A 23,975-nucleotide genomic window follows, 5' to 3' on the forward strand; every position below is an offset into this window, starting at 1 on the left:
TATGGCCCGCACCGCCCTCATCTGGCCCCTTGCCGGCGCCCCGGCCGAGGACGCCGCGCCCGCCACGACCGGCACGGTAATCGCGACCCGCGACCTGCGCCCGCTGGGCCAGATACTGATCGAGGACGGCGCGGTCGAGCCGCGCGACCTGCTCAAGGCCCTGGTCATGCGCCAGCGCCAATCCGCGCGGCTGGGCGAGATCCTCCTGGCGAACGGCTGGGTGCGGGAAGAGGCGCTGCTGCGCGCCCTGTCCCGGCAATGGCGCGCCAGCGTGCTGGACCTCAAGGCGCTGCCGCCCGATCCGCGGCTGGTCGACGCGATGGGCGCCCAGCTTTGCCTGGCCGAGGGCGCGGTGCCCTGGCGCCGGGTCGGCGGTGTCACCTTCATCGCCACCGCCCGGCCCGAAGGCTTCGAAGCATTGCAGGACCGCCTGCCCAGGGGCTTCGGCGCGGTGCGCATGCTGCTGTGTTCGGAAAACGACGCGCGCGAGGCGATCCTGGCCCTGCGCCGCACCGCGCTGATCCGCCAGGCCGAAACCCGCGTGCCCGCCCAGGAAAGTTGCCGCACCCGCAACGAGCGCCGCCTGGGCCGCATCGCCCTGGGCCTGATGGCGGCGGCGGCGCTGGGGCTGGTGCTGGCGCCTGCTGCGGTGATCGCGCTGCTGACGGCCTGGGCGGTGCTGACGCTGGTCGCCTCGGCCACGCTGAAGCTGTTCTCCTTTGCCGCCATCCTGCGCCGGCACCGGCAGGACCGCCTGCAAAAGCCGGCGCGCGGCGCCCGGCCGCAGCCCGAGATGACGGCGCCGCTGCCGGTGATCTCGGTCATGGTGCCGCTGTTCGCCGAGGCCGATATCGCCGAAAAGCTGATCGGCCGGCTGTCGCGGCTGGACTACCCGCGCGAGTTGATGGACATCCTGATCGTGGTCGAGGAGACCGACCGCGTCACCTGCGAGGCGCTGCGTGGCGTCCGGCTGCCGCGCTGGCTGCGCGTGGTCGAGGTGCCCGACGGGCCGGTGCGCACCAAGCCGCGGGCGCTGAACTATGCGCTGAACTTCTGCCGCGGCTCGATCATCGGCGTCTGGGACGCCGAGGACCGCCCCGAGCCCGGCCAGTTGCACAAGGTCGCGCGCGGCTTTCATTTCGCCCCGCCCGAAGTGGCCTGCCTGCAAGGCGTGCTGGACTATTACAACCCGCGCACCAACTGGCTGGCCCGCGCCTTCACCATCGAATACGCATCATGGTTCCGCGCCACGCTGGCCGGGGCTGCGGCGCTGGACCTGGTGGTCCCGCTTGGCGGGACGACGCTGTTCTTTCGCCGCGAGGCGCTGGAGGAGATCGGTGCTTGGGACGCCTGGAACGTGACCGAGGACGCCGACCTGGGCGTGCGCCTGACCCGGCGCGGCTATCGCACGCAGATGCTGGACACCGTGACCCATGAAGAGGCGAACTGCCGCCTGATCCCCTGGGTCAAGCAGCGCTCGCGCTGGCTCAAGGGCTTCGCGATGACCTGGGGCGTGCATATGCGCGACCCGGCGGCGCTGTGGCGCGACCTGGGAACGCGGCGCTTCGTCGGCTTGCAGGTGCAGCTTTTCGCCTCGGTCTCGCAATACCTGCTGGCGCCGGTGCTGTGGAGCTTCTGGCTGCTCAGCCTGGGCCTGCCGCATCCGATGCGGGACATGCTGTCGGGCCTGCTGGGCGGCCATGCCATCGCCCTGCTGTTCGCGCTGTTCGTGGCTTCGGAACTGCTCAACATCGCCATCGGCCTCTGGGCGGTGCGCGGGCGGGCGCATCGCCACCTGCTGCCCTGGGTGCCGACGCTGCACCTATATTTCCCGCTCGGCTGCCTGGCGGCCTGGAAGGCGATCTACGAGGTTGTGGTCAAGCCCTTCTACTGGGACAAGACCCAGCACGGCATCTTCGAGGCCAGTCTGGACGAGCCGCCCGAGCCCGCCCCGCCGCCCGCCGGCCGGCTGATCCCCCTGCGCGAAACCGCCGCCGGGCAGCCCGCGCGCGCCATCGCCGCCACAGCGGACCCGTTGCTGGTCCCCCTGCTGGGCAAGATCGACTGAGCCGATGCTGCTGCTTGGCGACGCCGGCCGCGCGAACCGCGGGTTGCGGGGGCCCCTTGGCGCGGAGCAAAGCCCTGGCGGGCATGCGCCCGGTGGCCAGCGACCAGGTTCCGACGCGGAAAGCTCTGGCTGCCGCCGGGCGCGCGATGGGCGCGAACCAGTGTACAGGCCCAGCCCTGGGGGGCGCCAGCCGCGCCTGCAGGTCTTCGCGGGCCTGCGGCCCGGCGAATTCAGGGTCAGAATGCGGACCAAGTCCTGCATCAGGCGGACCAGGTCGTCGCGCAGTTCAGCCAAGCCGGGTGCGTTTCCTACCCGGTTTTCGCTTGCCGCGCGCCAAGCGATGCCCGTCGCGACCGCCTGCGGACAGGAGCGGCCAAGCCGGGCGCTCGGTGCAGACTGAACCACGGGCGGGCGCCTCCCCGCCGCGGCTTCCGGATGCGAGCAGGCGCCGCCGGACCGGGCGCGTCTGCTGCCGCCTTGTTTTCACTTGCAGCATGCGAAGCAAAGCCCGTCACAGACCCGGCAGGCAGGAGCGGCCAAGCCGGGCTCGGCATCGGCTGCAGCGCGGGTGGCGGAGCCTGCAACGGCTTCTTGGCACCAGACAGAACCGGCCGGGGCCAGATGCTTCTGCCGCCCGGTTCCCGCTCGCAGCGCATGGCGCAATGCCTGTCGCAGCGCCCTGCGGGCATGGGCGACTAAGGCGGGCGCTTGACCCACCGCGGGCTTCCTGCCTGGCTCGACCGGTCGCGAACCGGCGACGCCGGATCCCCCCGGCGCCTATCCGGCCTGCGCCTCGACCCCGGCCAGGACGCCGTCGATGATCGCGCCCGCGGTCTCGACCGTCGCGGCCAGCCGCGCGGCCAGTTCCTCCAGCGAGGCCGTGCCGGTCTCGCGCAACAGGAAGGCCTGACCGCCCTTGCCCAGGTTGTCCATGTCCAAGGGCTTTTCCGTCAGCAGCCGGCCGGCACATTGCAGGCTCCACAGGAAACGCCGGGCCGAGGCCAGCGTCTCGCCCTCCGCGCCGCCGATCAGCCCGGTCCGCGGACCGGTGCGCAACTGCGCCTGCACCGCCCGCGCCGCCGAACCGGCCCGCAGCGCGAAACATTGCGCCAGCAGCTCGATGTCCTGCAACCGGCCGCGGCCGATCTTGGCCTCCCAGGCGCCGTCCGGGGCCTTGGCGGCAAAGATGCGGGCCCGCATCCCGGACAGGTCCGGCATCACCCGCGGGTCGGTGCCGCGGCTTTGCAGCACCTCGACGCGCAGCGCCTCGACCTCCTCGGCCAGCGCGGCGGCATCGGCGCCGCAGACGCCGATCACCCGGGCGCGGGTCAGGGCCAGATGCTCCCAGGTCCAGGCTTCGGTCATCTGGTAGTCGCGGAAGCTTTGCACCGAGGTCGCCACCGGCCCCTGCCGCCCCGAGGGGCGCAGCCGCATGTCCACCTCGTAAAGCCGCCCGGCCGAGGTCGGCGCCGAGATCGCGGTGATCATCGCCTGGGTCAGCCGCGCGTAATAGGCCCGCGTCGCCAGCGGCTTCGGCCCGTCCGAACTGTCCTGTCCGGCGGCGTCGTAGATCACGATCAGGTCCAGGTCCGACGCGGCGTTCAGCTGCCGCGCGCCCAGCGAGCCCATGCCCAGCACCACCGCCCCCCGGCCCGGCAGCGGCCCGTGGCGACGGGCAAGCTCGGCCGCGACGACCGGAAACAGCGCGGCCACGGCGGCATCGGCGACATCGGCATATTGCCCGCCCGCCTCCTCGGCGCCGATCAGGCTGCGCAGGTGATGCACGCCGATGCGGAACTGCCCCTCATGCGCCCAGCGCCGCGCCGCGTCCAGCGCCTGTTCATAGCCGCCGTCCGGCGCGGCCAGCGCCGCATCCAGCACCTGGTCGAGCTGGCGGCGCAGGGCGGACGCGCCGGGCCAGGCGGAAAAGAAGCTGCCGGCCAGCACCCCGTCCAGCACCTCGGGGTGGCGCGCCAGATAGGCCGCCAGCCCCGGCGCCGTGCCGCAGATGTCGGCGATCAACTCGATCAGCTGCGGATTGGCCTCGAAAAGCGAGAAGAGCTGCACCCCCGCCGGCAGCCCGGCCAGGAAGGCGTCGAACCGCGCCAGCGCCTCCTCGGCATGGGCGGCGGCGGTCAGGCGGGTCAGGAGGTCCGGCTCGATCCGGGCAAAGACCTCGCGGCCGCGGGCCGAGCGCAGCGCGGGATAGCTGCGCCAGCGTTCCACCATCGCCTCGGCCTCGGCCGAGAGCTTCGGGCGCGCCCGCTGCTCGCCGGGGGCGAAGAAATCGCCGGTCAGCGCCTCGACCCGCGCCAGCCGTCCGGCCAGGCGCGCCGACCAGGCGGCGGTGTCGGCCTCGCCCATCATGCGGGCAATGGTGTCCAGCCCCTCGGCCGAGGCGGGCAGCGAATGGGTCTGGGCGTCGTTCACCATCTGGATGCGGTGCTCGATCTCGCGATGCTCGCGGTAATGCGCGGTCAGCTCATCGGCGACCTCGGGCGGCACCCAGCCCTTTTCGGCCAGCCGCGCCAGCCCCTCGACCGTGCCGCGCGCGCGCAGGTCGGGGTCGCGGCCACCGGCGATCAGCTGGCGGGTCTGCGTGAAGAACTCGATCTCGCGGATGCCGCCCTGGCCCAGCTTCATGTTGTGGCCTGGCACCTCGATGCGGCCGTGCAGCCCCTTGTGGTCGCGGATGCGCAGCCGCATGTCGTGGGCGTCCTGGATGGCGGCGAAGTCCAGGTGCCGCCGCCAGACGAAGGGGCGCAGCTCGCGCAGGAAGCGCGCGCCCGCCGCCAGATCGCCGCCGCAGGGCCGCGCCTTGATATAGGCGCTGCGTTCCCAGGTGCGGCCCTCGGCCTCGTAATAGGCCAGCGCCGCCGAGATCGAGATGCAGACCGGCGTCACCGCCGCATCCGGCCGCAGCCGCAGGTCGGTGCGGAAGACATAGCCCTGGTCGGTATTATCCGAGATCGTCGCCGCCGCCTTGCGGGTGGCGCGGATCAGGGCGGCGCGGGCATCATACTGGTCGTCGGGGTCATAGGCGCCGTCGTCGTAAAGCACGATCAGGTCGATATCCGAGGAATAGTTCAGCTCTCCCGCGCCCATCTTGCCCATGGCCAGCGCGACGATGCCGCCGGCCTCGGCCCCGGTCGGGGGCAGCTTGCCGCGCGCCTGCTCGGCTGCGACATGGGCGCGCAGGGCCAGGTCGGTGGCCCGGTCGGCCAGGTCGGTCAGCGCCCCGGTCACCTGTTCCAGCCGCCAGACCCCGCCCAGATCGGCCAGCGCCGTCCACAGCGCCACCCGCCGCTTGGCGCGGCGCAGCGCCGGGCCCAGCGCATCGGCGGAAAGCGTCTCGAACCCCGCCGTCTCGCGGGTGACGACATCCTCATGCGCCAGCGCGCCGGTCAGCCAGTCGGCCTCGCGCTCGATCAGCCCGGCCAGATAGGGGCTGCACCCGGCGGCGCCCCGGATCAGCTCGCCCAGGCGGGGATCGGCGATCCCGGTCGCTTGCAGCGCAGAGAGGCCGCGGGCAGGGTCGGCAGGGATGGGCAGGCGGGTGATGCGGGCGACGAAATCCATGGCCGCAGCCTAGCCGCAGCCAAGGCCGCGTCAATGCCGCGCGAATGGACCGAGAGGTTCAATGCTTGCGGCTTTCCCTGCTTGGCGCGAGGTGCAACTGTTGCTAGGCTCGGCCTGAGAGCAATCGACAACGCAGCCCCGACCGCCGCCAATGCGCGCCGAGATGAGAATGACCCGACCGCAGCATGCGCCGCCAGGCGCGGCGCGCCCCAGACGCCGGGGGCGCGGCTGATGCGGCACAGCCTGCCTCATGCGCCGCAATTCTATGTGACGGCGCCGCAGCCCTGCCCCTATCTGCATGGCCGGGCCGAGCGCAAGCTGTTCACCGCGCTGACCGGCGATTCGGCCAATGAGCTGAACAACGCCCTGTCGCGCCAGGGCTTCCGCCGCTCGCAGAACGTGCTTTACCGGCCCAGTTGCGAAAGCTGCGTCGCCTGCATGTCGGCGCGCATCCGGGTGTCCGAGTTCCATCCCTCGCGCACGCAGCGCCGGGTTTTGCGCAGGAACGCGCATCTGCGCCGCCTCGCCACCAGCGCCTGGGCGACCGAGGAGCAATATGAGCTGTTTCGCGCCTATCTGGACGAACGCCACGCCGATGGCGGCATGGCCGACATGGACATCTTCGAATTCGCCGCGATGATCGAGGAGACGCCGGTGCGCACCCGCGTCATCGAATATCGCACGCACCAGTGCGACAGCAGCGAAACTCCGCCCCCGCCCGGCAGCGACCGGCTGGTCGCGGTCTGCCTGACCGATGTGCTGGATGACGGGCTGAGCCTGGTCTACAGCTTCTACGACCCGGCGCTGGAGGGCATGAGCCTGGGCACCCACATCATCCTGGACCATATCGAGCTGGCGCGCAGCGCCGGCCTGCCTTTCGTCTATCTGGGCTATTGGGTGCCGGGCAGCCGCAAGATGGATTACAAGGCCAAGTTCTCGGCGCTGGAGATCTACAAGGGCGGCGTCTGGCAGCCGATCGGCGACCCGGCGCAGCACACCTCCGACATTCACCCGCTGTCCATCGACCCCATCGTCGAGCAGGTGGCGCGCATCAACCTGCCCGCGAGCCGGAAATGATTACCGAAAAAGCGCGGCTTCGGTAAGAATATTTCAAGATTTTGCGGCAGCGGGTCATTTTCTTGGACAATCGCCATTGACCGCACCGCGCCAGACCCATAGTTTTCCGCGTCGCAGCGGGGCGGCATCCCCGCCGCGTTTTTGTTCAGAGATGGAGAATGGGCATGTCCCGACAGATGACGGGTGCAAGGATGGTTATCGAGGCTCTGCGCGATCAGGGCGTCGATACGGTATTCGGCTATCCGGGCGGGGCGGTACTTCCCATCTATGACGAGATCTTCCAGCAGAACGACATCAAGCACATCCTGGTGCGCCACGAACAGGGCGCCGTCCACATGGCCGAGGGCTATGCCCGCTCGACCGGCAAGCCGGGGGTGGTGCTGGTCACGTCCGGTCCCGGCGCGACCAATGCCGTCACCGGGCTGACCGACGCGCTGATGGATTCGATCCCCATCGTCGTGCTGACCGGCCAGGTTCCGACCTTCCTGATCGGCACCGACGGCTTTCAGGAGGCCGACACAATCGGCATCACCCGACCCTGCACCAAGCACAACTGGCTGGTGAAGGAAACGGACGAGCTGGCGGCGACGATCCACAAGGCCTTCCACATTGCCACCTCGGGCCGGCCGGGGCCGGTGCTGATCGACATCCCAAAGGACGTGCAATTCGCCACCGGCGAATATGTCGGCCCCAAGCAGATCGAGACGCCCAGCTACCAGCCGGCGAAAAAGGGCGACCTGGCCACCATCACCCGGCTGGTCGAGCTGATGGAGACGGCCGAGCGGCCGATTTTCTATACCGGCGGCGGCGTCATCAATTCCGGCCCCGGCGCCAGCCAGCTGCTGCGCGAACTGGCGGATGCGACGGGCTTTCCCGTCACCTCGACGCTGATGGGGCTGGGGGCCTATCCGGCTTCGGGCAAGGGCTGGATCGGCATGCTGGGCATGCACGGGCTTTACGAGGCCAACATGGCCATGCACGATTGCGACCTGATGATCGCGGTCGGCGCGCGCTTCGACGACCGCATCACCGGGCGGGTCGCGGATTTCAGCCCCGGCTCGGTCAAGGCGCAGATCGACATCGACCCCAGCTCGATCAACAAGGTGATCCATGTCGACCTGCCCATCGTCGGCGATGTCGGCCATGTGCTGGAAGACATGCTGAAGGTCTGGAAGGCCCGCGGCCGCAAGACCAATGCCGAGCCGCTGCGGGCATGGTGGGCGCAGATCGAGCAATGGAAGGCGCGCAACTGCCTTGCCTATCGCAACTCGGACAAGGTCATCAAGCCGCAGCACGCCTTGCAGCGCCTGCAGGCGCTGACCGCTGCGCGCAAGCCCTATTTCACCACCGAGGTCGGCCAGCATCAGATGTGGGCGGCGCAGTTCCTGCATTTCGAGGATCCGAACCACTGGATGACCTCGGGCGGGCTGGGCACCATGGGCTATGGCCTGCCCGCCTCGATCGGGGTGCAGGTCGCGCATCCCGAGGCGCTGGTGATCAACGTCGCCGGCGAGGCGTCCTGGCTGATGAACATGCAGGAAATGGCGACGGCGGTGCAGTTCCGCGCCCCGGTCAAGCAGTTCATCCTGAACAACGAGCGCCTGGGCATGGTCCGGCAATGGCAGCAGTTGCTGCATGGCGAACGCTACAGCCAGAGCTGGTCGGAAAGCCTGCCCGATTTCGTCAAGCTGGCCGAGGCCTTTGGCTGCGGCGGGCGCACGGTCTCGGATCCGGCCGACCTGGACGCGGCCATCCAGGAGATGATCGACCATGACGGCCCGTTCATCCTGGACGTGCTGGTCGAAAAGCACGAGAACTGCTTCCCGATGATCCCCTCGGGCAAGCCGCATAACGAGATGCTCTTGGGCGAGGCATCGACCGAAGGCGCCATCACCGGCGCCGGCGCGGCCCTGGTCTGAGGTTAGGAGAAGAACATGGCGGCACTGAACATCCAGAAAGGCGCATCCAGCCATTCGGCCTATGACCTGCGCGACCCGAACGCCCAGATCATCGAAAGCCACACGCTTGCCGTGCTGGTCGAGAACGAGCCGGGCGTGCTGGCGCGGGTCATCGGCCTGTTTTCCGGGCGCGGCTACAATATCGACAGCCTGACCGTGGCCGAGGTGGACCACCTGGGCCACCGTTCGCGCATCACCATCGTCACCCGCGGCACGCCCGCGGTGATCGAGCAGATCAAGGCGCAGCTTGGCCGCATCGTGCCGGTGCATGATGTCCACGACCTGACCGTCGAGGGCCCCTGCGTCGAGCGCGAACTGGGCCTGTTCAAGGTCACGAGCAAGGGCGACAAGCGGGTCGAGGCGCTGCGGATCGCCGAGATCTTCCGCGCCAGCGTGGTCGATTCGACCCTGGAAAGCTTTGTCTTCGAGATCACCGGCACGCCCGAAAAGCTGGACGCCTTCGCCGAGCTGATGCGGCCGCTGGGCCTGTCGGACCAGGCCCGGACCGGCGTCGCCGCGCTGGCGCGCGGCGCCTGAACGAATCAGCGGGCGGCCACCAGTTTCAGTGGCCGCTCTTGCGCCTCGCCTTCGGCGTTCGAGATCACCCGCAACACAGGACGGGCCGGTGCGGCCTTTCCGTCCCTGTTCCTTTCGCCCATGTCCCGCAGCAGGCCGGGCAGTTGCGACCGCTTGTCGCCCCCGACGATGCTGACAAGGCGGGCATGGCGCAGGTCGGCCTGCATTTCGAACTCAAGCTCGACCAGATCGCCGGCCTCGGGCCATTCCGTCGGGACGAACAGGTTCTCCCTGCCCTGCAAATAGGCCAGGGCGCCATGATCCTCGCACCAGATCACGGCCTTTTCCTTGGCCGGACTGCTCCATAAAATAACCCCGATCATGAAAGCTCCTAAACACAAAGCCGCCCGGCAAACGAGGACGTGACCCAACCCAAGCGGGAAACTATCGGCAATTTCTCGCCTATGAAAGCAATTTTTGGCGGAACAGTTTAGTTCGGGGCAGAATCGGCAAGCAAATTGATCTTTTACGTCCGCAGATTGCCAGGATCGCAACTTTCCTTCGCAAAAACAAACCGTTCCGTTCGGATCGTAGCCCTTGCGGCAATGCCGCGGCGGCCACGCTAGCGCACCCGGCCCGCCCGGTAATCGGCCACCGCCCGCGCGACCTGCCCCATCCGCGCGCTGCGCGACGGGTGGGTGCCCAGAATTTTATCACCCGGATCGGGGATGCGGGCGAAAAACAGCGCGCCGTGCTCGGGATCGAAACCGGCATTCAGCGTGATGATCGCGCCCAGGTAATCGGCCTCAAGCTCCCAATCCTTCGAGTAGTAGCGGGCGCCGAACTGGGCGCCGAAATCCTGCGCGGTGCGAATCGTCTCGGGATCGCCGCCATAGGCGCTGGCCAGCCCGCCCAGGATCACCGCGCCCACGGTCGCGGCGCCGGTCTTGCGGCTGATATGGCCCAGGATGTGATGGCTCGCCTCGTGCCCGATGACGAAGGCCAGCTCGTCGGCATTGCGCGCCTCGCCGATCAGCGACAGGGTAAAGCCGATGATCGGCCGGCCGCTGGGATCGACGGTCTGGAAGGCATTCGGCTCGAGCCCCGCGCGGTCATCGACGACGAACTGGAAATCGCAGTTGATCGGCTGGGTGCGCCGCTGCAGGCATTCGCGCTCAACCGCCGGCTCCATGCGGCTGACGACCGAGACGAAGGTGCGCGCCGAGGCCGAGGCATTGGCCGGCGTGTCCGGGGCGGGAGTGATGACGACATCGGGCCCGCCCGGCTGCGGCACGGGCGCGGCGACACAGCCCGCAAGCACCAGCACGACCGCCGCCACCGCCTGCCATGTCCTGATCATCTGCCGCCCTCGCCTGCCCGGTGTTTGCGCCACTTTAGCCGTGGCGGCCGCCCCGCGCCAAGCCCCGGACTTGCCCCGGCCGCAATATCACGCGATTGTCGGGGAAAGCCGAACGGGAAGGATCCCCGATGTTCACCATCGAGCATGATTTCGACGCGACCGTCATCACCCTGATCGACGAATTGCCGCAGGGCGAGATCGGTTCGCGCCCGCTGAACGAGGATGTGGTCATCCACAGCTTCGACGACCGCGTCGTGGTCGAGCAATTCGACCCCGATACCGGCGAGCTGGCGCAGATCGTCCTGACCATCGAGCAGCTGGAAGAGCTGCGCGCCGCGCTGAACCTGCCCGAGGGCAACTATCGGCTGCAACGCGGCTAGCTCGTCGGTCCAGCCAGTCGGGCCGGCTAGTCGATGCGGAACAGCTTGTCGCGCGCCGTGGCGCCGCGGACCAGCACCAGCCGCGACTTGGCCACCCCCAGCGCCTTGGCCAGCAGCTTGACCACCGCGGCATTGGCCTTGCCGTCCTCGGGGACCACGGTGACGGTGACGCGGATCGCCTCGCCGTCCAGGATCACCGCGTTGCGCGAGGCGCGCGGGGTGACGCGGACGGCGATTTCGGCGCCGGGCCGGGCAAGATGGCTAAGGTCGGTCATGCCCCTTTCAAGCCGGGCGCGGCGAAAAAGGCAATGCCGGCTGGTGCCGGCGGGCCGGCGCGGCTATCTGAAGGGCAGGACATGCGCGAACCCGACGAGGACCGAATGGAATATGCCGATCCCGCCACCCTGGCCTTCCTGGCACGCCGACGCTCGCACCCGCCGAAACTGCTGACCGGCCCGCCCCCCTCGCGCGAGGCGTTGATGGAACTGCTGGAACTGGCCGCCCGCGTGCCCGACCACGGCAAGCTGGAACCCTGGCGCTTCACGGTGCTGGAGCGCGCGACGCTGGACCGGCTGGCGCCCGTCTTGGCCCAGCATGTGCTGGCCAAGGGCGGGGACGAGGCGGCGGCGGAAAAGGCGCGCTCCGCCTTTGGCTCGCCGGTGATCGTGGCGGTGGTCTCGACCCCGGTCGAAAGCCCCAAGGTGCCGGAATGGGAGCAGTTCCTGTCCGCGGGCGCGGTTTGCCTGGAGCTGGTGAACGCGGCGCTGGCGGCGGGCTATGGCGCGGCTTGGCTGACCGGCCCGGCGGCCGAGCCGGATTTCGCCCGCGCCCATCTGGGCCTGGGCGCGGGCGAGCGCATCGTCGGGCTGATCCATATCGGCCGGCGCGGCCCGACCCCGCCCGAGCGTCCGCGCCCGGATGTCGCGGCCAAGACGACCTTCCTGTGATGGTGCTGCGGGCGCTGATTCTGGCCTGGGGCGACCTGCTGCGGCCGCGCATCTTCGGCGTGGTCGCGCTTGGCGTGGCGCTGACGCTGGCCCTGCTGGTGGCGCTGCAGGTCGGGGCGTTCTGGGCGATCCGCGCCTTTGCGCCCGAGACCTTGGCCCTGCCCTGGATCGGCCCGGTGCCGTTGGCGCCGGCGCTGTCCTGGGGCTCGCCGCTGCTGTTCCCGCTGATGAGCATCTTCCTGATGATCCCGGTCGCCGCGAGCTTTTCGGGGCTGTTCGCCGAGCGGGTTTCGGAAGCGATCGAAGAGACGCATTATCCCGGCAACAAGGGCCTGCCCATCGATTTCTGGGACGGGCTTTGGGAATCGCTGGCGGTCATGGGCGCGGTGATCCTGGTCACGCTGGTCACGCTGGCGCTGGCGCCCTTCCTGGGCCCGCTGGCCTCGCTGCTGTTCTATGGCGGCAACGGCTGGCTGCTGGGGCGCGAGTTCTTCCAGATGGCGGCGCGGCGCCACCTGCACGAGCCGCAGGCGACCGCGCTGCGCCGCGGCCTGGCGGTGCAGGCCACGGCGCTGGGGGTGCTGATCGCGGCCCTGCTGACGGTGCCGGTCCTGAACGTGGTCGTCCCGGTGCTGGCGGCGGCGGGCTTCACCCACCTCTACCATCTCAGCGCGTCCAGGCCTCGAGGTCGGCGCGGGTGATGACCCCGGCGATGATGACATAGGCGATCACGCCCCAGACCAGGGCGGCGATCAGCGTCGCCCACAGCGCCTTCTTCTTCAGCTTGGGCTCATGCGGGGCGCCGGCCGGGGTGCCGGGCGTCACCTGCCCGACATCGGCCTGGCTTTGCTGGCCGATCGGCAGCAGCACGAACAGCACCAGAAACCACAGCACGGCGTAAAGGACGATGCCCCCGGTCAGGCTCATCAGACCTGCTCCAGCTCGATCAGGCAGCCGTTGAAATCCTTGGGATGCAAGAACAGCACCGGCTTGCCATGCGCGCCGATCTTCGGCTCGCCATTGCCCAGCACGCGCGCGCCCTCGGCCTTCAGCTTGTCGCGGGCGGCCAGGATGTCGTCGACCTCGAAGCACATGTGATGGATGCCGCCCGAGGGGTTCTTTTCCAGGAAGCCCTTGATCGGGCTTTCGTCGCCCAGCGGATAGAGCAATTCGATCTTGGTGTTCGGCAATTCGATGAAGACGACGGTGACGCCGTGATCGGGCTCGTCCTGCGGCGCGCCCACCCTGGCGCCAAGGCTGTTTTCATATTGCGCTGCCGCCGCCTTCAGGTCGGGCACGGCGATGGCGACATGGTTCAGGCGTCCGATCATCACTTCCTCCGTCATTTGCGCCCTTCTAAGGCCAGAGCCCCGCGGGGGAAAGGAAAAGAAGCCGCCGTTAACCGCTTCTTAGGGAAAACGCGCAATCCTTGGGACAGAATGTGATTCCCAGTTAGGATTTTACGAGATGGAACAGGAAAACATCGGTGCGGAAGACTTTCCCACCTGGCGGGCCACCCTGCCGAACCGGCCGCTGACCGGGCTGACGGTGCTGGTGGTCGAGGATTCGCGCGTCGCCTCGGAGGCGGTGCGGCTGCTGTGCCTGCGCTCGGGCGCGCGCATCCGGCGGGCCGACAGCATCCGCTCGGCCCTGCGGCATCTAAAGACCTACCGGCCGGGGGCGGTGATCGTGGACATGGGCCTGCCCGACGGCGACGGTGCCGACATGATCGCCACCATCGCCCGCGCCATGCCGCGGGTGCCGGTAATCCTGGGCATCTCGGGCGACCCGGCCAGGCGCGAGGCGGCGATCGCGGCCGGCGCGGACGGTTTCCTGGCGAAACCCGTCGAAAGCCTGGCGCTGTTCCAGGAGGCGATCCTGGCCGCCCTGCCGCCCGATGCGCGGCCGCAAGGACTGCGCATCCTGCCCGACGAGACGATCCCCGCCGATCCCGAGGCGCTGCGCGACGATCTGGCGCATGTCGCCGACGTGCTGGCAGAGGCCGAGGACACCGCGGCCATCGACTATATCGCGCGCTTCCTGGCCGGGGTTGCGCGCTCGGCCCATGACCGGATGCTGGAGGATGCGGCGGCCACGCTGGCGCGCGACCATGCACAGGGCCGGGCGCTCGCCACCGGCCTGGCGCGGATCAGCGGGCTGGTGCAGGACCGGCTGGCAAGCGCGCGGAACGCATAAGCCTAGCCCGCGGTCAGCGCCGACAGGCTTTGCCGCTGGCGCCCCTCGGCATCGAAATTGCCGGGCGCGAGCCATGCCTGGTGCGCACGCGCCAGGGCAGGCCAGTCGCGGTCGATGATCGCATACCAGGCCGTGTCGCGGTTGCGGCCCTTGTAGATCATGTGCTGGCGGAAAACGCCCTCGAAGGCGAAGCCATAGCGCAGTGCCGCCCGGCGGGACGGGGCGTTCAGCGCGTCGCATTTCCATTCGACCCGACGATAGCCCGCATCGAAGGCCCAGCCGATCATCAGCGAGATGGCCTCGGTCGCGGCCGGGCTGCGCTGCATCGGCGGCGCGATCTCGATATGGCCGATCTCGATCACCCCATTGGCCGGGTCGATGCGCAGGAACGAGGCAAGCCCGCCGACCTTGCCGGTCGCGCGGTCGCGCAGGGCATAGAAATACGGGTCCGCCTTGGCCGCCATCCCGGCCTGCCAGGCGCGATAGGCCGGCAGATCGGCAAAGGGGCCATAGCCCAGGTAGTCCCAGACCCAATCCTGCCCCTGGTTGGCCGCAAACAGATCCTCGGCATGGCGGTCGGGGTCCAGGCGCTCCAGCAGCACATGGCGGCCCTCGATCCGGTCAGGACCGGGCGGGGACGGCGGAGCGAAGCCCGCGACCAGCGGGCCGGTCGGCCGCAAGCCGCCGCCCTGGGCCGAAGGCGCGGGCGCGCGGTCGAGATGATCCTGGGACATGGGCAGAGCTCCGGCGAAGGCTCAGGCCAGCATCCGCGGATCGCCGCCAAGGTCAAGGCCGGGAAAGATCTCGCGCTCCAGCCTGTCGCGCGCGATCCCGAACAGCCCATGCATGGCCCAGGCGGCATAGGCGCGGATGTCGCGCGTGGGCATCAGGTCGCGGCCGGCATAAAGCTGGCCCTCGCCCAGGCCCGGCCAGTCGCCGAAGGCGCGACCGCCCCGGATCGCGCCGCCTGCCATCAACAGCGCGCCGCCGGTGCCGTGATCTGTCCCGCCCGAGCCGTTCTCGCGCACGGTGCGGCCGAACTCGGTCATGGCCAGAACCGTGGTGCGATCCCAGTTCGGCCCCAGGCCTTCGCGCAGCTTCAGGATCGCCGCCGCCAGCCGGTCCAACCCCCGGCCCAGCACGGCGGCCTGGTTGGCATGGCTGTCCCAGCCGGCCAGCGAAAAGGCGGCGATGCGGCTTGCGGCATTCAGCCGGCTGGCGGCAAAGGCGGCCAGCGCCTGCGCATCGGCGGTCGGCCCCGGCATCTTGCCCAGGTCCGAGGTCTCGGCGCTGATCTGCGTCGCATCCTGCGCCGCGTCGCGAAACAGCGGGTCGTCGTGATAGACATGCTCCAGCAGCATCTGCGCCTGCGGCGACAGCTTCAGCCAGGCCCGCGGCGCCCAGCTGAGATGCGCGGCCTTGCCGGTCAGGATCTTCATCTGCTCGACGCCGACGGAATAGGCGGTCTCGGCCGTGGCGTCCGGCATCGCCTGCAGCAGCCGGTTCAGCCAGCCACCCACCCGCCGGTCCACCGGCAGGTCGTTGCCGGTGCCCGCCTCCAGCAGATCCTGGCCGTCGAAATGGCTGCGCTTGTCGCGATAGGGGGTCGAGACGGCATGGGCGCAGGCCAGCTCGCCCTTTTGCCACAGCGGCAAGAGCGGCTCCAGCCGCGGATGCAGCGCATAGAAGCCATCGAGGTCCAGCGCACCGTTTTCCGGCCCGACCGACAGGCTGCGGCGCAGCTTGCGCAGCATCGGGTCGCCATAGGGCTGGATCGCGTCCAGCCCGTCCATGGCCCCGCGCAGGATGATGACGACCAGCCGGTTCTCGCCCGGCAGCGCCGCGAAGGTCATCGAACTCATCAGCGGATGCGCCGCGGCCGAGCAGCCGATCAGCGCCGCCCCCTTCAGAAACAGGCGCCGGTCCAGTGTCAGCATCTGCCCATCCTCCTATCGCCGGTTGAAATCGCCCGAGGCGAGGATCAGCGCCACGCCCTCGGCCGCCGATTCCGCCTTGGGTACGGCCCAGGCCAGTTCCGCCGATTGCGTGCCGCCGAAGGCCGAGACCAGCATCTCGCGCGGGTCGGGCAATTCGTCCAGCAGCAGGCGGGGAATGCGCAGCGACCAGTTGATCCGCGCGGCCAGGGTCTGCGCCGCGATCCAGGCATCGGCCGCCTCGGGCCAGCCGTCGGGGCCCTTGGGCCGGCCCCAGGGCTGGCCCATGGCCTCGAGCGGGCCCCAGGCGATGCGGCGGAACGCGGACAGTTCCAGCCGGGCGATCCCTTCGCCGCGGATGCCCAGCGCCCTGAGCCCGGCCACGCAGAAATCGAAGGGCTGGCGCACCTTCTGCCGCAGGCCGGACGCCAGGTCGGGATGGCTGGCCAGCACGCGATAGACCTGCGGCAGGTCGCCGCCCGTGTCGCGCCAGGTGGCCGCCATGGCCTCGACCAGATCCTCGGACGGGTCGTCCGAGACGAAATGCACCGCCAGCTTGCGCGACAGATGCCGCGCGGTCTCGGGCCGGCGGGCGATGTCGCGAAAGGCGTCGCGGATGGCGTCGAGCCCGTCGCGCCGGCCGCCGCCATAGGCCCGGCCCAACACCGTCTCGGCGCCCGGCTCGGCCCAGAGCGGGCGAAAGGCGAAGCCCGCCTGATGCGAGAAGCTGAGCCCGGTCAGCAGCTTGGCCAGTTCGCGCACGTCCTTTTGGTCGTAGCCGGCGCCCACGCCCAGCGAATGCAGCTCCAGCGCCTCGCGGGCCAGGTTCTCGTTCAGCCCGAAATGGCGATCCGGGCGGCGCCGGGCGACGGGCGAGCCCGGTCCGCGGCTGGAGATCTGGTCCAGATAGACCAGCATCATCGGATGGGTGTCGGCGGCAAGGAACATGTCCTCGAACCGGCCGTTCACATGCGGGCGGATCGCCTCGTCCACGAAGGCCAGCGCCAGCGCATTGTTCATCTTGTCGGCCGCGCGGACGGTGAAATGGTCGGCCCAGAACTGCACCAGCCTTTCGCCGAAGCCGATCGGGTCGTCCAGGGCGCGGATCACCCGGAGGCGCAGGCCCTCGACCGGCAGTTCGCCGAGCCGGCGCTCGGCCTCCTGCCCCTCGGGCGGCTCGGGCCGCTCCTCGCGCCGGGCCAGGCGGAGTTCGCGAAACCGCGTCGCGAAGGCGCTGGCCTTTTCGGTGGTCATCGCCTCGGGGCCAGGACCGGCGCTTGCGGGACCGGCCAGAACCGCCTCGACATCGGCGGGCGGCGGCATCAGCGGCGACAGACCAAAGCCCAGCCGGATCGCCGCCAGTTCGGGAAATCCAAAGCTCATGCAATCATCCTTGCAGGGGAAATCGCCCCCATGCACAGGGTTATGGCACGGCCTCGGCCCAAGGTCAGTTCACGCTTTCTTCAGCATGCGGCGATGCGGCAACAGACTGCCGACGCAGCGCCGCCACGCTTACTCGCGCGGCAGCACCCGCAGGCGCAATTCGCGCAGCTGCTCGTTCGTCGGCTCGCTGGGGGCGCCCATCATCAGGTCTTCGGCGCGCTGGTTCATCGGGAACATGATGACCTCGCGGATGTTCACCTCGTCGGCCAGCAGCATGACGATGCGGTCGATCCCCGCCGCGCAGCCGCCATGCGGCGGCGCGCCATAGCGAAAGGCCTTGACCATGCCGCCGAACCGCTTTTCCACCTCGTCGCGGCCATAGCCGGCCAGTTCGAAGGCCCGGAACATGATCTCGGGGCGGTGGTTGCGGATCGCGCCCGAGACCAGTTCATAGCCGTTGCAGGCCAGGTCGTATTGATAGCCCTTGACCGCCAGCGGGTCGCCCTCCAGCGCATCCAGCCCGCCCTGCGGCATCGAGAACGGGTTGTGGCTGAAGTCGATGCGCCCGTCCTCGCCCTTTTCATACATCGGGAAATCGACGATCCAGGCGAACTTGAACTGGTTCTCGTCGATCAGGCCCAGCTCGCGGCCGATCTCGTTGCGGGCGCGGCCGGCGACGGCCTCGAAGGTCTCGGGCTTGCCGCCCAGGAAGAAGGCCGCATCGCCCTCGCCCAGGCCCAGTTGGATGCGGATCGCCTCGGTCTTCTCGGCACCCAGCGCCTTGGCGATGGGGCCGGCGGCCTCGGTCGTGCCGTCCTCGGCCTTGCGCCAGAAGATATAGCCCATGCCGGGCAGGCCCTGGCTCTGCGCAAAGGCGTTCATGCGGTCGGCGAACTTGCGCGAGCCGCCGGTGGGCGCGGGAATGGCGCGGACCTCGGTGCCCTCCTGTTCCAGCAGCTTCGCGAAGATCGCGAAGCCCGAGCCGCGGAAATGATCCGAAACCACCTGCATCTCGATGGGGTTGCGCAGGTCGGGCTTGTCCGAGCCGTATTTCAGCATCGCCTCGGCATAGGGGATGCGCGGCCAGGTCGCATCGACGCGGCGGCCGCCGCCGAAGGTCTCGAACAGGCCCTGGATCACCGGCTGGATGGCGCGGAACACGTCTTCCTGCTCGACGAAGGACATCTCCATGTCGAGCTGGTAGAAATCGGTGGGCGAGCGGTCGGCGCGCGGATCCTCGTCGCGGAAGCAGGGCGCGATCTGGAAATACTTGTCAAAGCCCGCAACCATGATCAGCTGCTTGAACTGCTGCGGCGCCTGCGGCAGGGCGTAGAACTTGCCCGGATGCAGGCGCGAGGGCACCAGGAAGTCGCGCGCCCCTTCGGGCGAGGAGGCGGTGATGATCGGGGTCTGGAACTCGGTGAAGCCCTGATCCCACATCGCGTCGCGCAGCCATTTCACCACGCGCGAGCGCAGCATGATGTTGTTGTGCAGGCTTTCGCGGCGCAGGTCGAGGAAGCGATAGGTCAGCCGCGTCTCCTCGGGATAGTCCTGATCGCCGAAAACCGGCAGCGGCAGGTCGTCCGAGGCGCCCAGCACCTCCATGGCGGTGGCATAGACCTCGATCTCGCCGGTGGGCAGCTTGGGGTTGACCAGGCTCGGGTCGCGCAGCTTGACGCGGCCGTCGATGCGGATCACCGTCTCGGCCCGCAGCTTTTCCAGCGCCGGGAAGGCGGGCGAGTCGCTGTCGGCGATCACCTGTGTGATCCCGTAATGGTCGCGCAGGTCGATGAACAGCACCCCGCCATGGTCGCGGACCCGGTGGACCCAGCCGGACAGACGGACTTCGGACCCGGCGGCAGCGGCGGTCAGCTCGCCGCAGGTATGGCTGCGATAGGCGCTCATCGTTTTTCCCCTTGCGTATCGGCCCCGCATGAACCGCGCCGCGCCGGCGAAGTCAAGCAATCAGAACGGCCTCACCACGTTGCCAGTGTAGAAATAGGCGCCCATGCCGACAGCGAAGAGGACGTTCCCCGCCACCGCATGCAGCACCCAGGCCGAGGGAAAGCCGCGCTCCAGATAGGCGCGGGCAAAGACCCAGCCGCCGACGAAGGTCAGCACCGCCACCACCCAGGACCAATACATCAGGTGGGCAAAGGAAAACACCGCCGCGTTCAGCGCGATCGCCCCCTGCCCCGCCGGCAGCAGTGCGGCGTAGCGGTGAAAGAACAGCGGGCGAAAGATCAGTTCCTGCGGCAGGGCCGAGAGGATCGGATAGAAGGTCCAGATCACCGGCAGGAACTCGGGCCGCTGCCGCACGATCTGGAAGATCGAGTTCGGGCGGTCGAGCGCCAGGATCGCCAGCCCCACCAGCAGGGTGGCCAGCGCCACGGCCAGGATCTCGCGCCAGGGCAGCCGGCTCCAGCCGCGCACCAGGCTGTGCCAGTGAAAGCCGCCGGTGCGCCACAAGAGGCCCAGCCCCGCCAGGCTGAACACCGCCAGCGCCTCGAACAGCATATGGCCGGGCAGGAACAGCGCGATCACCAGCGGCGTCCCGACATAGAGCGCCGCGAACTCGGCCCAGAGCAGGCCGCGCCTTATTGCAGGCGCTGGTTCAGCCATGCCCGCCACTGCGCGGGCGAGCCCGCAAAGACGTTCAGGTCCACGTTGCCGCGGATCCCCGGCACGATGCCGGTGCCGGTATATTGCCAGAACGTGTAGCGCTGGCCGGGATAGACGATGCGCGGATGGCCCGCGACCGAGCGCAGCCAGAACTCCTCGGGCCAGGAGCCGAGGTTGTTGTCGCGGTAGAAATCGACCGTGGTGTAGATGATCGGGCGCTGGCCGTAATGCCGGTGCAGGATGTCCTTGAAGATCTTGGCCTCGCGCAGCACCTCATGGCTGGCCGGGCGATGCGGGCAGGTCTTGGAGGCGGTCCATTCCAGGTCCAGCACCGGCGGCATGGCGCCGCGCTCCCTGGGCACGTTGGCGATGAACCAGGCCGCCTGCTCCGAGCCCGAGCGGCAGAAATAGAAATAGTGATAGGCGCCGCGCGGGATGCGCGCCTGCGCCGCCTCGCGCCAGTAGCGGCGGAAGTTCGGGTCGGCATGGTCGCCGCCCTCGGTCGCCTTGATGAAGGCGAAGCTGATGCCCGAGCCGCGCACCCGGTGCCAGTCGATGTCGCCCTGCCAGCGCGAGATGTCGATGCCGTGGATCGGGTGGTCATAGGGATGCCCGCCGATCCAGGGATGGGGCGCGCTGTCGCCGAATTGCGGGCCGCTGCCCTGCCCCGCCATCACCGCCGGCCCGCTGGAAGGCCCCCCGCAGGAGGCCAGCGCGACCAGCGCCAACGCCGTGAAAATCTTGCCCAGGAATGTCATCTCTGCCCTCTGCCTGCGCGCATGTCGCGCGCTCTGCCCCTGCGCCTGTACTCGGCGCTTCGTGTCCTTATCGCAAAGGTGCGACGCTCTGTCACGATGGCGTGACAGTCACGAGTTTGTCAGGGACACCCCGGCCGGCGCGCATCTCCACCGCAGGTTGTGCGGCACGTTTCAGAAGATCCGCGGCCCGATCTCCCTGGGGTCGGCCACATCGACATGCCAGAACTGGACTGCGCCCGGCGGCAGGCATTCCAGGACGCGCTGAAAATCCGCCTTGTTCACATAGCGGCGGATGGTCCAGGCCACGGCCTCGATGGCGTTGTCCGGGGTCAGGCTGTGATGCGGCCGGAGCTGTTGCGCCTCTCGGGTCATGGTCCGGCGGTCGGCAAAGGGCACCGGCTTCTCGTCGGGTTTCCAGCCGGCGACGAAGATCGCCCTGGGAATCGCTGGCAGGACAGATGCGAAGTCCAGCCCCTGCTGCGCCGTGAGTCGGCGCCGAAAGGCCTGGAGTACGCCGTCCAGGGCGGTATAGGCGCTGTTGTCCGAGACTAGGTCCATGCGGTCCTTGAGATCGTCGAGAATCGCGCGCCATTCCTTGGACGCATGGCGATAGGTCCATGGCATTGGCATTTCCCGCTCCTCCTTGCCGGGATGCGCTGCCGCTGCGGCCGGGCGGCGCCTTGGGCCGGACTGTGCCGGCGCGCCTTGCGCCTCAGCCCACCTCCGGCACCAGCTTGCCGGGATTCAGCACCCCCTGGGGGTCCAGTGCCTGCTTGATCGCCGCCATCACGCCGATGGCAGCGCCGTGCTGGGCGGGCATCAGGGGCTTCTTGCCGATGCCCACGCCATGCTCGCCGGTGATGGTGCCGCCCACCGCGATGGCGCGCTCGGCCATGCGCAGCGCGACGCGCTTGGCGGCGGCCAGCTCGGCCTCGTCTCCGGGCATCACCAGGATCTGGGCGTGGAAGTTGCCGTCGCCGACATGGCCGACGATGGGGCCCAGCAGGCCCTCGGCGCGGATGTCCTCGGCCGCCGCGGCCACGGCGGCGGGCAGGTGCGACATCGGCACGCAGACATCCGTCACCACCGCCGTCGCCCCCGGCCGCAAGGCCAGGCACGAGCGATAGGCATTGTGCCGCATCTTCCACAGCGCCGCCCGCGCCTCGGGCGTGGTCGCCCAGTCGAAGCCGGTGCCGCCGAACTCGCCCGCCAGCGCGCCGAAGGCCTCGGCATCGCCCTTGACCGAGGCGGGTCCGCCGTGGAACTCGACCATCAGGTGCGGGCCCTCGTGCATCTGCGTGCCCGAGGCGCGGTTGAAGGCACGCACCACGTCGGCGTCGATGAACTCGATCCGCGCCATGGGGATGCCCGACTGGATCGTCGCGGTGACGCATTCCACCGCCTGCTCCAGCGTCGGAAAGCCGCAGACCGCCGCGGCGACCTCCTCGGGCTGGCCGTGCAGCTTCAGGGTCAGCTCGGTGATGATGCCCAGCGTGCCCTCGGAGCCGACGAAAAGCCCGGTCAGGTCATAGCCGGCGCTGGATTTCGCCGCCCGCGTGCCGGTGCGGATCACCTGCCCGTCGGCCAGCACCACCTCCAGCGCCAGCACATTGTCGCGCATGGTGCCGTAGCGCACCGCCGTAGTGCCCGAGGCGCGCGTCGCCGCCATGCCGCCCAGCGAGGCATTGGCGCCGGGATCGACCGGGAAGAACAGCCCGGTCGCCCGCAATTCGGTATTCAGCGCCTCGCGCGTGCAGCCGGGCTGGACGCTGGCCTGCATGTCCTCGGCCCGGATCTCCAGCACCCGGTCCATCTTCGACAGGTCGATGACCAGCCCGCCCTGCGGCGCCAGGGCCTGCCCCTCCAGCGAGGTGCCGGTGCCCCAGCCGATCATCGGCACGCGATGCGCGTGGCAGATGGCGGCGATGCGCGAGACCTCCTCGGTCGAGACCGGCCAGGCCACGGCATCGGGCGGCGGGGCGCGGTGGAAGGTCTCGGACTGGGCGTGCAACTCGCGGTCGGCGCCGCTGGTGGACAGGCGCGCGCCCAGAAGCGCGGAAAGCGCGTCGAGGGCCGGGGCGGGAATCGGCATGGAGATCTCCTGCGGCATTGGTATGGCAGTTGATAGTCCCGGCAGCCGGCCAAGGGCAAGCCGGGGTCAGGACTTGGCGCCCACCGCGCCCTTCACCGCCTCGATGGCGGGGGTGACGGCGTAATGCGCCACCGGGATCAGGATCATGCCCCAGATCACCCCGAAGATGCCGTCGAAGAAGGCGGTGGCGGCCCAGGCGGCGAAGCCGGGCGCAGCGGGCAGGGCCCGGGCCGCGGCCGCGGCCATGCCATGGATCCATTCATAGGGCTGGTGCTGGCCCAGTTCGTGCAGCCCGTGGATGACGATCTGGCCGCCGACCCAGATCATCGCCGCGGTGCCGACCACGGTCAGCACCTTCATGAAGCCCGGCATGACATGGACGATGCCGCGGCCCAGCGCCGCGCCGGGGCCGCCGCGCTCATGCAGGTGCAGGCCGAAATCGTCCGCCTTCACGATCAGCGCCACGAAGCCGTAGACCGCGACGGTGATGCCCAGGGCCACCACGGCCAGGATCAGCGCCTTCATCCAGATCGCATCGCCGTTCGGGATCGTGGCCAGCGCGATGGTCATGATCTCGGCCGAGAGGATGAAGTCGGTCTTGATCGCGCCGCGCACCCGTTCCTCTTCCAGCCCGGCGGCGCCCTCGGCGGTCGTCTTCAGATGCGGCTCGTTGACCTTGTGGTAGCTGAGCGCATGCAGGACCTTCTCGGCGCCCTCGAAACACAGGTAGGAGCCGCCCAGCATCAACAGGGGCGTGATCGCCCAGGGCGCAAAGGCCGAGAGCAGCAGCGCGATGGGCAGCAGGATCACCAGCTTGTTGTAAAGCGAGCCGCGGGCGATCTTCATCACGATCGGCACCTCGCGCGCGGCGGAAAAGCCGTGCACGTATTTCGGCGTCACCGCCGCGTCGTCGATCACCGCGCCGGCGGCCTTGCTGCCGGCCTTGACCGCCTGCCCCGCCACGTCGTCGATCGACGCCGCCGCGATCTTGGCGATCCCCGCCACGTCATCCAGCAGCGCCAGCAATCCGCTCATGCCCGTTTCCCGTCCCTGGTTTCCCGCGCCGCACTCTAGGCGGCGGCGCGCCCATGCGCAATTCGCGGCC

Annotated in this window: 23 protein-coding genes; 8 read left to right on the forward strand and 15 right to left on the reverse strand. The window is 69.3% G+C overall.

Translation table 11 applies throughout. The features are described from left to right. Nucleotide 1: 1 nt before the first annotated feature. On the forward strand, nt 2-2,068 hold the full coding sequence (locus ACNKFW_RS08450) for a glycosyltransferase (protein ID WP_024843090.1): 2,067 nt from the start codon (nt 2-4) through the stop codon (nt 2,066-2,068). A gap of 777 nt (nt 2,069-2,845) precedes the next feature. On the opposite strand, the gene ACNKFW_RS08455 is transcribed toward ACNKFW_RS08450, so the two are convergent. Then, nucleotides 2,846-5,647, reverse strand: a complete 2,802-nt coding sequence (locus ACNKFW_RS08455) for a glutamine-synthetase adenylyltransferase (protein ID WP_147428152.1) — start codon at nt 5,645-5,647, stop codon at nt 2,846-2,848. Between the two features lie 231 nt (nt 5,648-5,878). Between ACNKFW_RS08455 and ACNKFW_RS08460 the strand changes: the two genes are divergently transcribed. The 3 genes from ACNKFW_RS08460 to ilvN all read left to right on the forward strand — a co-directional run bounded on the left by ACNKFW_RS08460 (nt 5,879) and on the right by ilvN (nt 9,219). Then, a complete protein-coding gene (locus ACNKFW_RS08460) occupies nt 5,879-6,724 on the forward strand; it encodes an arginyltransferase (protein WP_024843092.1) in 846 nt (281 codons plus the stop codon). Between the two features lie 164 nt (nt 6,725-6,888). Continuing rightward, nucleotides 6,889-8,643, forward strand: a complete 1,755-nt coding sequence (locus ACNKFW_RS08465; RefSeq protein WP_024843093.1) for an acetolactate synthase 3 large subunit — start codon at nt 6,889-6,891, stop codon at nt 8,641-8,643. 15 nt (nt 8,644-8,658) lie between these two features. After that, a complete protein-coding gene (gene ilvN, locus ACNKFW_RS08470) occupies nt 8,659-9,219 on the forward strand; it encodes an acetolactate synthase small subunit (protein ID WP_024843094.1) in 561 nt (186 codons plus the stop codon). 5 nt (nt 9,220-9,224) lie between these two features. Here ilvN and ACNKFW_RS08475 read toward each other — a convergent pair whose 3' ends face one another. Together ACNKFW_RS08475 and ACNKFW_RS08480 are read right to left on the reverse strand one after the other, a co-directional pair. Further along, on the reverse strand, nt 9,225-9,581 hold the full coding sequence (locus ACNKFW_RS08475; RefSeq protein ID WP_147428153.1) for a hypothetical protein: 357 nt from the start codon (nt 9,579-9,581) through the stop codon (nt 9,225-9,227). A gap of 239 nt (nt 9,582-9,820) precedes the next feature. Further along, nucleotides 9,821-10,558 (reverse strand): M48 family metalloprotease, encoded by a 738-nt coding sequence (locus ACNKFW_RS08480; RefSeq protein ID WP_024843096.1) that lies wholly within the window; start codon nt 10,556-10,558, stop codon nt 9,821-9,823. A gap of 128 nt (nt 10,559-10,686) precedes the next feature. Here ACNKFW_RS08480 and ACNKFW_RS08485 point away from each other — a divergent pair, with 128 nt between their 5' ends. After that, a complete protein-coding gene (locus tag ACNKFW_RS08485) occupies nt 10,687-10,938 on the forward strand; it encodes a hypothetical protein (protein WP_024843097.1) in 252 nt (83 codons plus the stop codon). A gap of 26 nt (nt 10,939-10,964) precedes the next feature. On the opposite strand, the gene ACNKFW_RS08490 is transcribed toward ACNKFW_RS08485, so the two are convergent. Next, nucleotides 10,965-11,213: a DUF167 domain-containing protein gene (locus tag ACNKFW_RS08490; RefSeq protein ID WP_024843098.1), complete on the reverse strand. Its 249-nt coding sequence runs from the start codon at nt 11,211-11,213 to the stop codon at nt 10,965-10,967. Nucleotides 11,214-11,318: 105 nt separating this feature from the next. On the opposite strand from ACNKFW_RS08490, the gene ACNKFW_RS08495 reads away from it, so the two are divergent. Together ACNKFW_RS08495 and ACNKFW_RS08500 are read left to right on the forward strand one after the other, a co-directional pair. Next, entirely contained in the window at nt 11,319-11,885 is a 567-nt protein-coding gene (locus ACNKFW_RS08495) for a nitroreductase family protein (RefSeq protein ID WP_147428338.1), read from the forward strand. Beyond that, on the forward strand, nt 11,885-12,586 hold the full coding sequence (locus tag ACNKFW_RS08500; RefSeq protein ID WP_147428340.1) for an EI24 domain-containing protein: 702 nt from the start codon (nt 11,885-11,887) through the stop codon (nt 12,584-12,586). Before ACNKFW_RS08495 ends, ACNKFW_RS08500 begins: the two co-directional genes overlap by 1 nt. On the opposite strand, the gene ACNKFW_RS08505 is transcribed toward ACNKFW_RS08500, so the two are convergent. Continuing rightward, complete coding sequence (locus ACNKFW_RS08505) at nt 12,552-12,812, reverse strand: DUF1467 family protein (protein ID WP_024843101.1); 261 nt, start codon at nt 12,810-12,812, stop codon at nt 12,552-12,554. The two genes, ACNKFW_RS08500 and ACNKFW_RS08505, sit on opposite strands and share 35 nt — an antisense overlap. Then, nucleotides 12,812-13,216 (reverse strand): methylmalonyl-CoA epimerase, encoded by a 405-nt coding sequence (mce, locus tag ACNKFW_RS08510; protein ID WP_024843102.1) that lies wholly within the window; start codon nt 13,214-13,216, stop codon nt 12,812-12,814. Before mce ends, ACNKFW_RS08505 begins: the two co-directional genes overlap by 1 nt. A 136-nt stretch (nt 13,217-13,352) precedes the next feature. On the opposite strand from mce, the gene ACNKFW_RS08515 reads away from it, so the two are divergent. Then, on the forward strand, nt 13,353-14,081 hold the full coding sequence (locus ACNKFW_RS08515) for a response regulator (protein ID WP_024843103.1): 729 nt from the start codon (nt 13,353-13,355) through the stop codon (nt 14,079-14,081). A gap of 2 nt (nt 14,082-14,083) precedes the next feature. Here the strand turns inward: ACNKFW_RS08515 and ACNKFW_RS08520 are convergent, their stop codons facing one another. From ACNKFW_RS08520 to ACNKFW_RS08560, 9 genes are all read right to left on the reverse strand, one after another. Next, complete coding sequence (locus ACNKFW_RS08520; RefSeq protein ID WP_147428154.1) at nt 14,084-14,815, reverse strand: GNAT family N-acetyltransferase; 732 nt, start codon at nt 14,813-14,815, stop codon at nt 14,084-14,086. Between the two features lie 21 nt (nt 14,816-14,836). After that, nucleotides 14,837-16,018, reverse strand: coding sequence for a DUF1501 domain-containing protein (locus ACNKFW_RS08525; protein WP_147428155.1), 1,182 nt, complete (start codon nt 16,016-16,018; stop codon nt 14,837-14,839). A 12-nt stretch (nt 16,019-16,030) separates the two neighbouring features. Continuing rightward, nucleotides 16,031-17,398: a DUF1800 domain-containing protein gene (locus ACNKFW_RS08530; protein WP_147428156.1), complete on the reverse strand. Its 1,368-nt coding sequence runs from the start codon at nt 17,396-17,398 to the stop codon at nt 16,031-16,033. Nucleotides 17,399-17,527: 129 nt separating this feature from the next. Then, entirely contained in the window at nt 17,528-19,303 is a 1,776-nt protein-coding gene (aspS, locus tag ACNKFW_RS08535; RefSeq protein WP_024843107.1) for an aspartate--tRNA ligase, read from the reverse strand. A 60-nt stretch (nt 19,304-19,363) separates the two neighbouring features. After that, on the reverse strand, nt 19,364-20,020 hold the full coding sequence (locus tag ACNKFW_RS08540) for a type II CAAX prenyl endopeptidase Rce1 family protein (protein WP_024843108.1): 657 nt from the start codon (nt 20,018-20,020) through the stop codon (nt 19,364-19,366). Next, on the reverse strand, nt 19,996-20,778 hold the full coding sequence (locus tag ACNKFW_RS08545; RefSeq protein WP_024843109.1) for a GH25 family lysozyme: 783 nt from the start codon (nt 20,776-20,778) through the stop codon (nt 19,996-19,998). Before ACNKFW_RS08545 ends, ACNKFW_RS08540 begins: the two co-directional genes overlap by 25 nt. A gap of 171 nt (nt 20,779-20,949) precedes the next feature. After that, on the reverse strand, nt 20,950-21,408 hold the full coding sequence (locus tag ACNKFW_RS08550) for a DUF2267 domain-containing protein (protein WP_147428157.1): 459 nt from the start codon (nt 21,406-21,408) through the stop codon (nt 20,950-20,952). 82 nt (nt 21,409-21,490) lie between these two features. Continuing rightward, a complete protein-coding gene (locus ACNKFW_RS08555; protein ID WP_147428158.1) occupies nt 21,491-22,870 on the reverse strand; it encodes an FAD-binding oxidoreductase in 1,380 nt (459 codons plus the stop codon). 66 nt (nt 22,871-22,936) lie between these two features. Beyond that, nucleotides 22,937-23,905: a DUF808 domain-containing protein gene (locus tag ACNKFW_RS08560; RefSeq protein WP_147428159.1), complete on the reverse strand. Its 969-nt coding sequence runs from the start codon at nt 23,903-23,905 to the stop codon at nt 22,937-22,939. Nucleotides 23,906-23,975 lie beyond the last annotated feature (70 nt).

Origin of the sequence: Paracoccus sp. TD-10 (assembly GCF_048270675.1) — a bacterium.
Taxonomy (GTDB): Bacteria; Pseudomonadota; Alphaproteobacteria; order Rhodobacterales; family Rhodobacteraceae; genus Paracoccus; species Paracoccus pantotrophus.

Coding starts and splice junctions, on each gene's coding strand:
- ACNKFW_RS08450 (WP_024843090.1), top strand. CDS start 2: ATGGCCCGCACCGCCCTCATCTGGCCCCTTGCCGGCGCCCCGGCCGAG.
- ACNKFW_RS08455 (WP_147428152.1), bottom strand. CDS start 5,647: ATGGATTTCGTCGCCCGCATCACCCGCCTGCCCATCCCTGCCGACCCT.
- ACNKFW_RS08460 (WP_024843092.1), top strand. CDS start 5,879: ATGCGGCACAGCCTGCCTCATGCGCCGCAATTCTATGTGACGGCGCCG.
- ACNKFW_RS08465 (WP_024843093.1), top strand. CDS start 6,889: ATGTCCCGACAGATGACGGGTGCAAGGATGGTTATCGAGGCTCTGCGC.
- ilvN (WP_024843094.1), top strand. CDS start 8,659: ATGGCGGCACTGAACATCCAGAAAGGCGCATCCAGCCATTCGGCCTAT.
- ACNKFW_RS08475 (WP_147428153.1), bottom strand. CDS start 9,581: ATGATCGGGGTTATTTTATGGAGCAGTCCGGCCAAGGAAAAGGCCGTG.
- ACNKFW_RS08480 (WP_024843096.1), bottom strand. CDS start 10,558: ATGATCAGGACATGGCAGGCGGTGGCGGCGGTCGTGCTGGTGCTTGCG.
- ACNKFW_RS08485 (WP_024843097.1), top strand. CDS start 10,687: ATGTTCACCATCGAGCATGATTTCGACGCGACCGTCATCACCCTGATC.
- ACNKFW_RS08490 (WP_024843098.1), bottom strand. CDS start 11,213: ATGACCGACCTTAGCCATCTTGCCCGGCCCGGCGCCGAAATCGCCGTC.
- ACNKFW_RS08495 (WP_147428338.1), top strand. CDS start 11,319: ATGGAATATGCCGATCCCGCCACCCTGGCCTTCCTGGCACGCCGACGC.
- ACNKFW_RS08500 (WP_147428340.1), top strand. CDS start 11,885: ATGGTGCTGCGGGCGCTGATTCTGGCCTGGGGCGACCTGCTGCGGCCG.
- ACNKFW_RS08505 (WP_024843101.1), bottom strand. CDS start 12,812: ATGAGCCTGACCGGGGGCATCGTCCTTTACGCCGTGCTGTGGTTTCTG.
- mce (WP_024843102.1), bottom strand. CDS start 13,216: ATGATCGGACGCCTGAACCATGTCGCCATCGCCGTGCCCGACCTGAAG.
- ACNKFW_RS08515 (WP_024843103.1), top strand. CDS start 13,353: ATGGAACAGGAAAACATCGGTGCGGAAGACTTTCCCACCTGGCGGGCC.
- ACNKFW_RS08520 (WP_147428154.1), bottom strand. CDS start 14,815: ATGTCCCAGGATCATCTCGACCGCGCGCCCGCGCCTTCGGCCCAGGGC.
- ACNKFW_RS08525 (WP_147428155.1), bottom strand. CDS start 16,018: ATGCTGACACTGGACCGGCGCCTGTTTCTGAAGGGGGCGGCGCTGATC.
- ACNKFW_RS08530 (WP_147428156.1), bottom strand. CDS start 17,398: ATGAGCTTTGGATTTCCCGAACTGGCGGCGATCCGGCTGGGCTTTGGT.
- aspS (WP_024843107.1), bottom strand. CDS start 19,303: ATGAGCGCCTATCGCAGCCATACCTGCGGCGAGCTGACCGCCGCTGCC.
- ACNKFW_RS08540 (WP_024843108.1), bottom strand. CDS start 20,020: ATGGCTGAACCAGCGCCTGCAATAAGGCGCGGCCTGCTCTGGGCCGAG.
- ACNKFW_RS08545 (WP_024843109.1), bottom strand. CDS start 20,778: ATGACATTCCTGGGCAAGATTTTCACGGCGTTGGCGCTGGTCGCGCTG.
- ACNKFW_RS08550 (WP_147428157.1), bottom strand. CDS start 21,408: ATGCCAATGCCATGGACCTATCGCCATGCGTCCAAGGAATGGCGCGCG.
- ACNKFW_RS08555 (WP_147428158.1), bottom strand. CDS start 22,870: ATGCCGATTCCCGCCCCGGCCCTCGACGCGCTTTCCGCGCTTCTGGGC.
- ACNKFW_RS08560 (WP_147428159.1), bottom strand. CDS start 23,905: ATGAGCGGATTGCTGGCGCTGCTGGATGACGTGGCGGGGATCGCCAAG.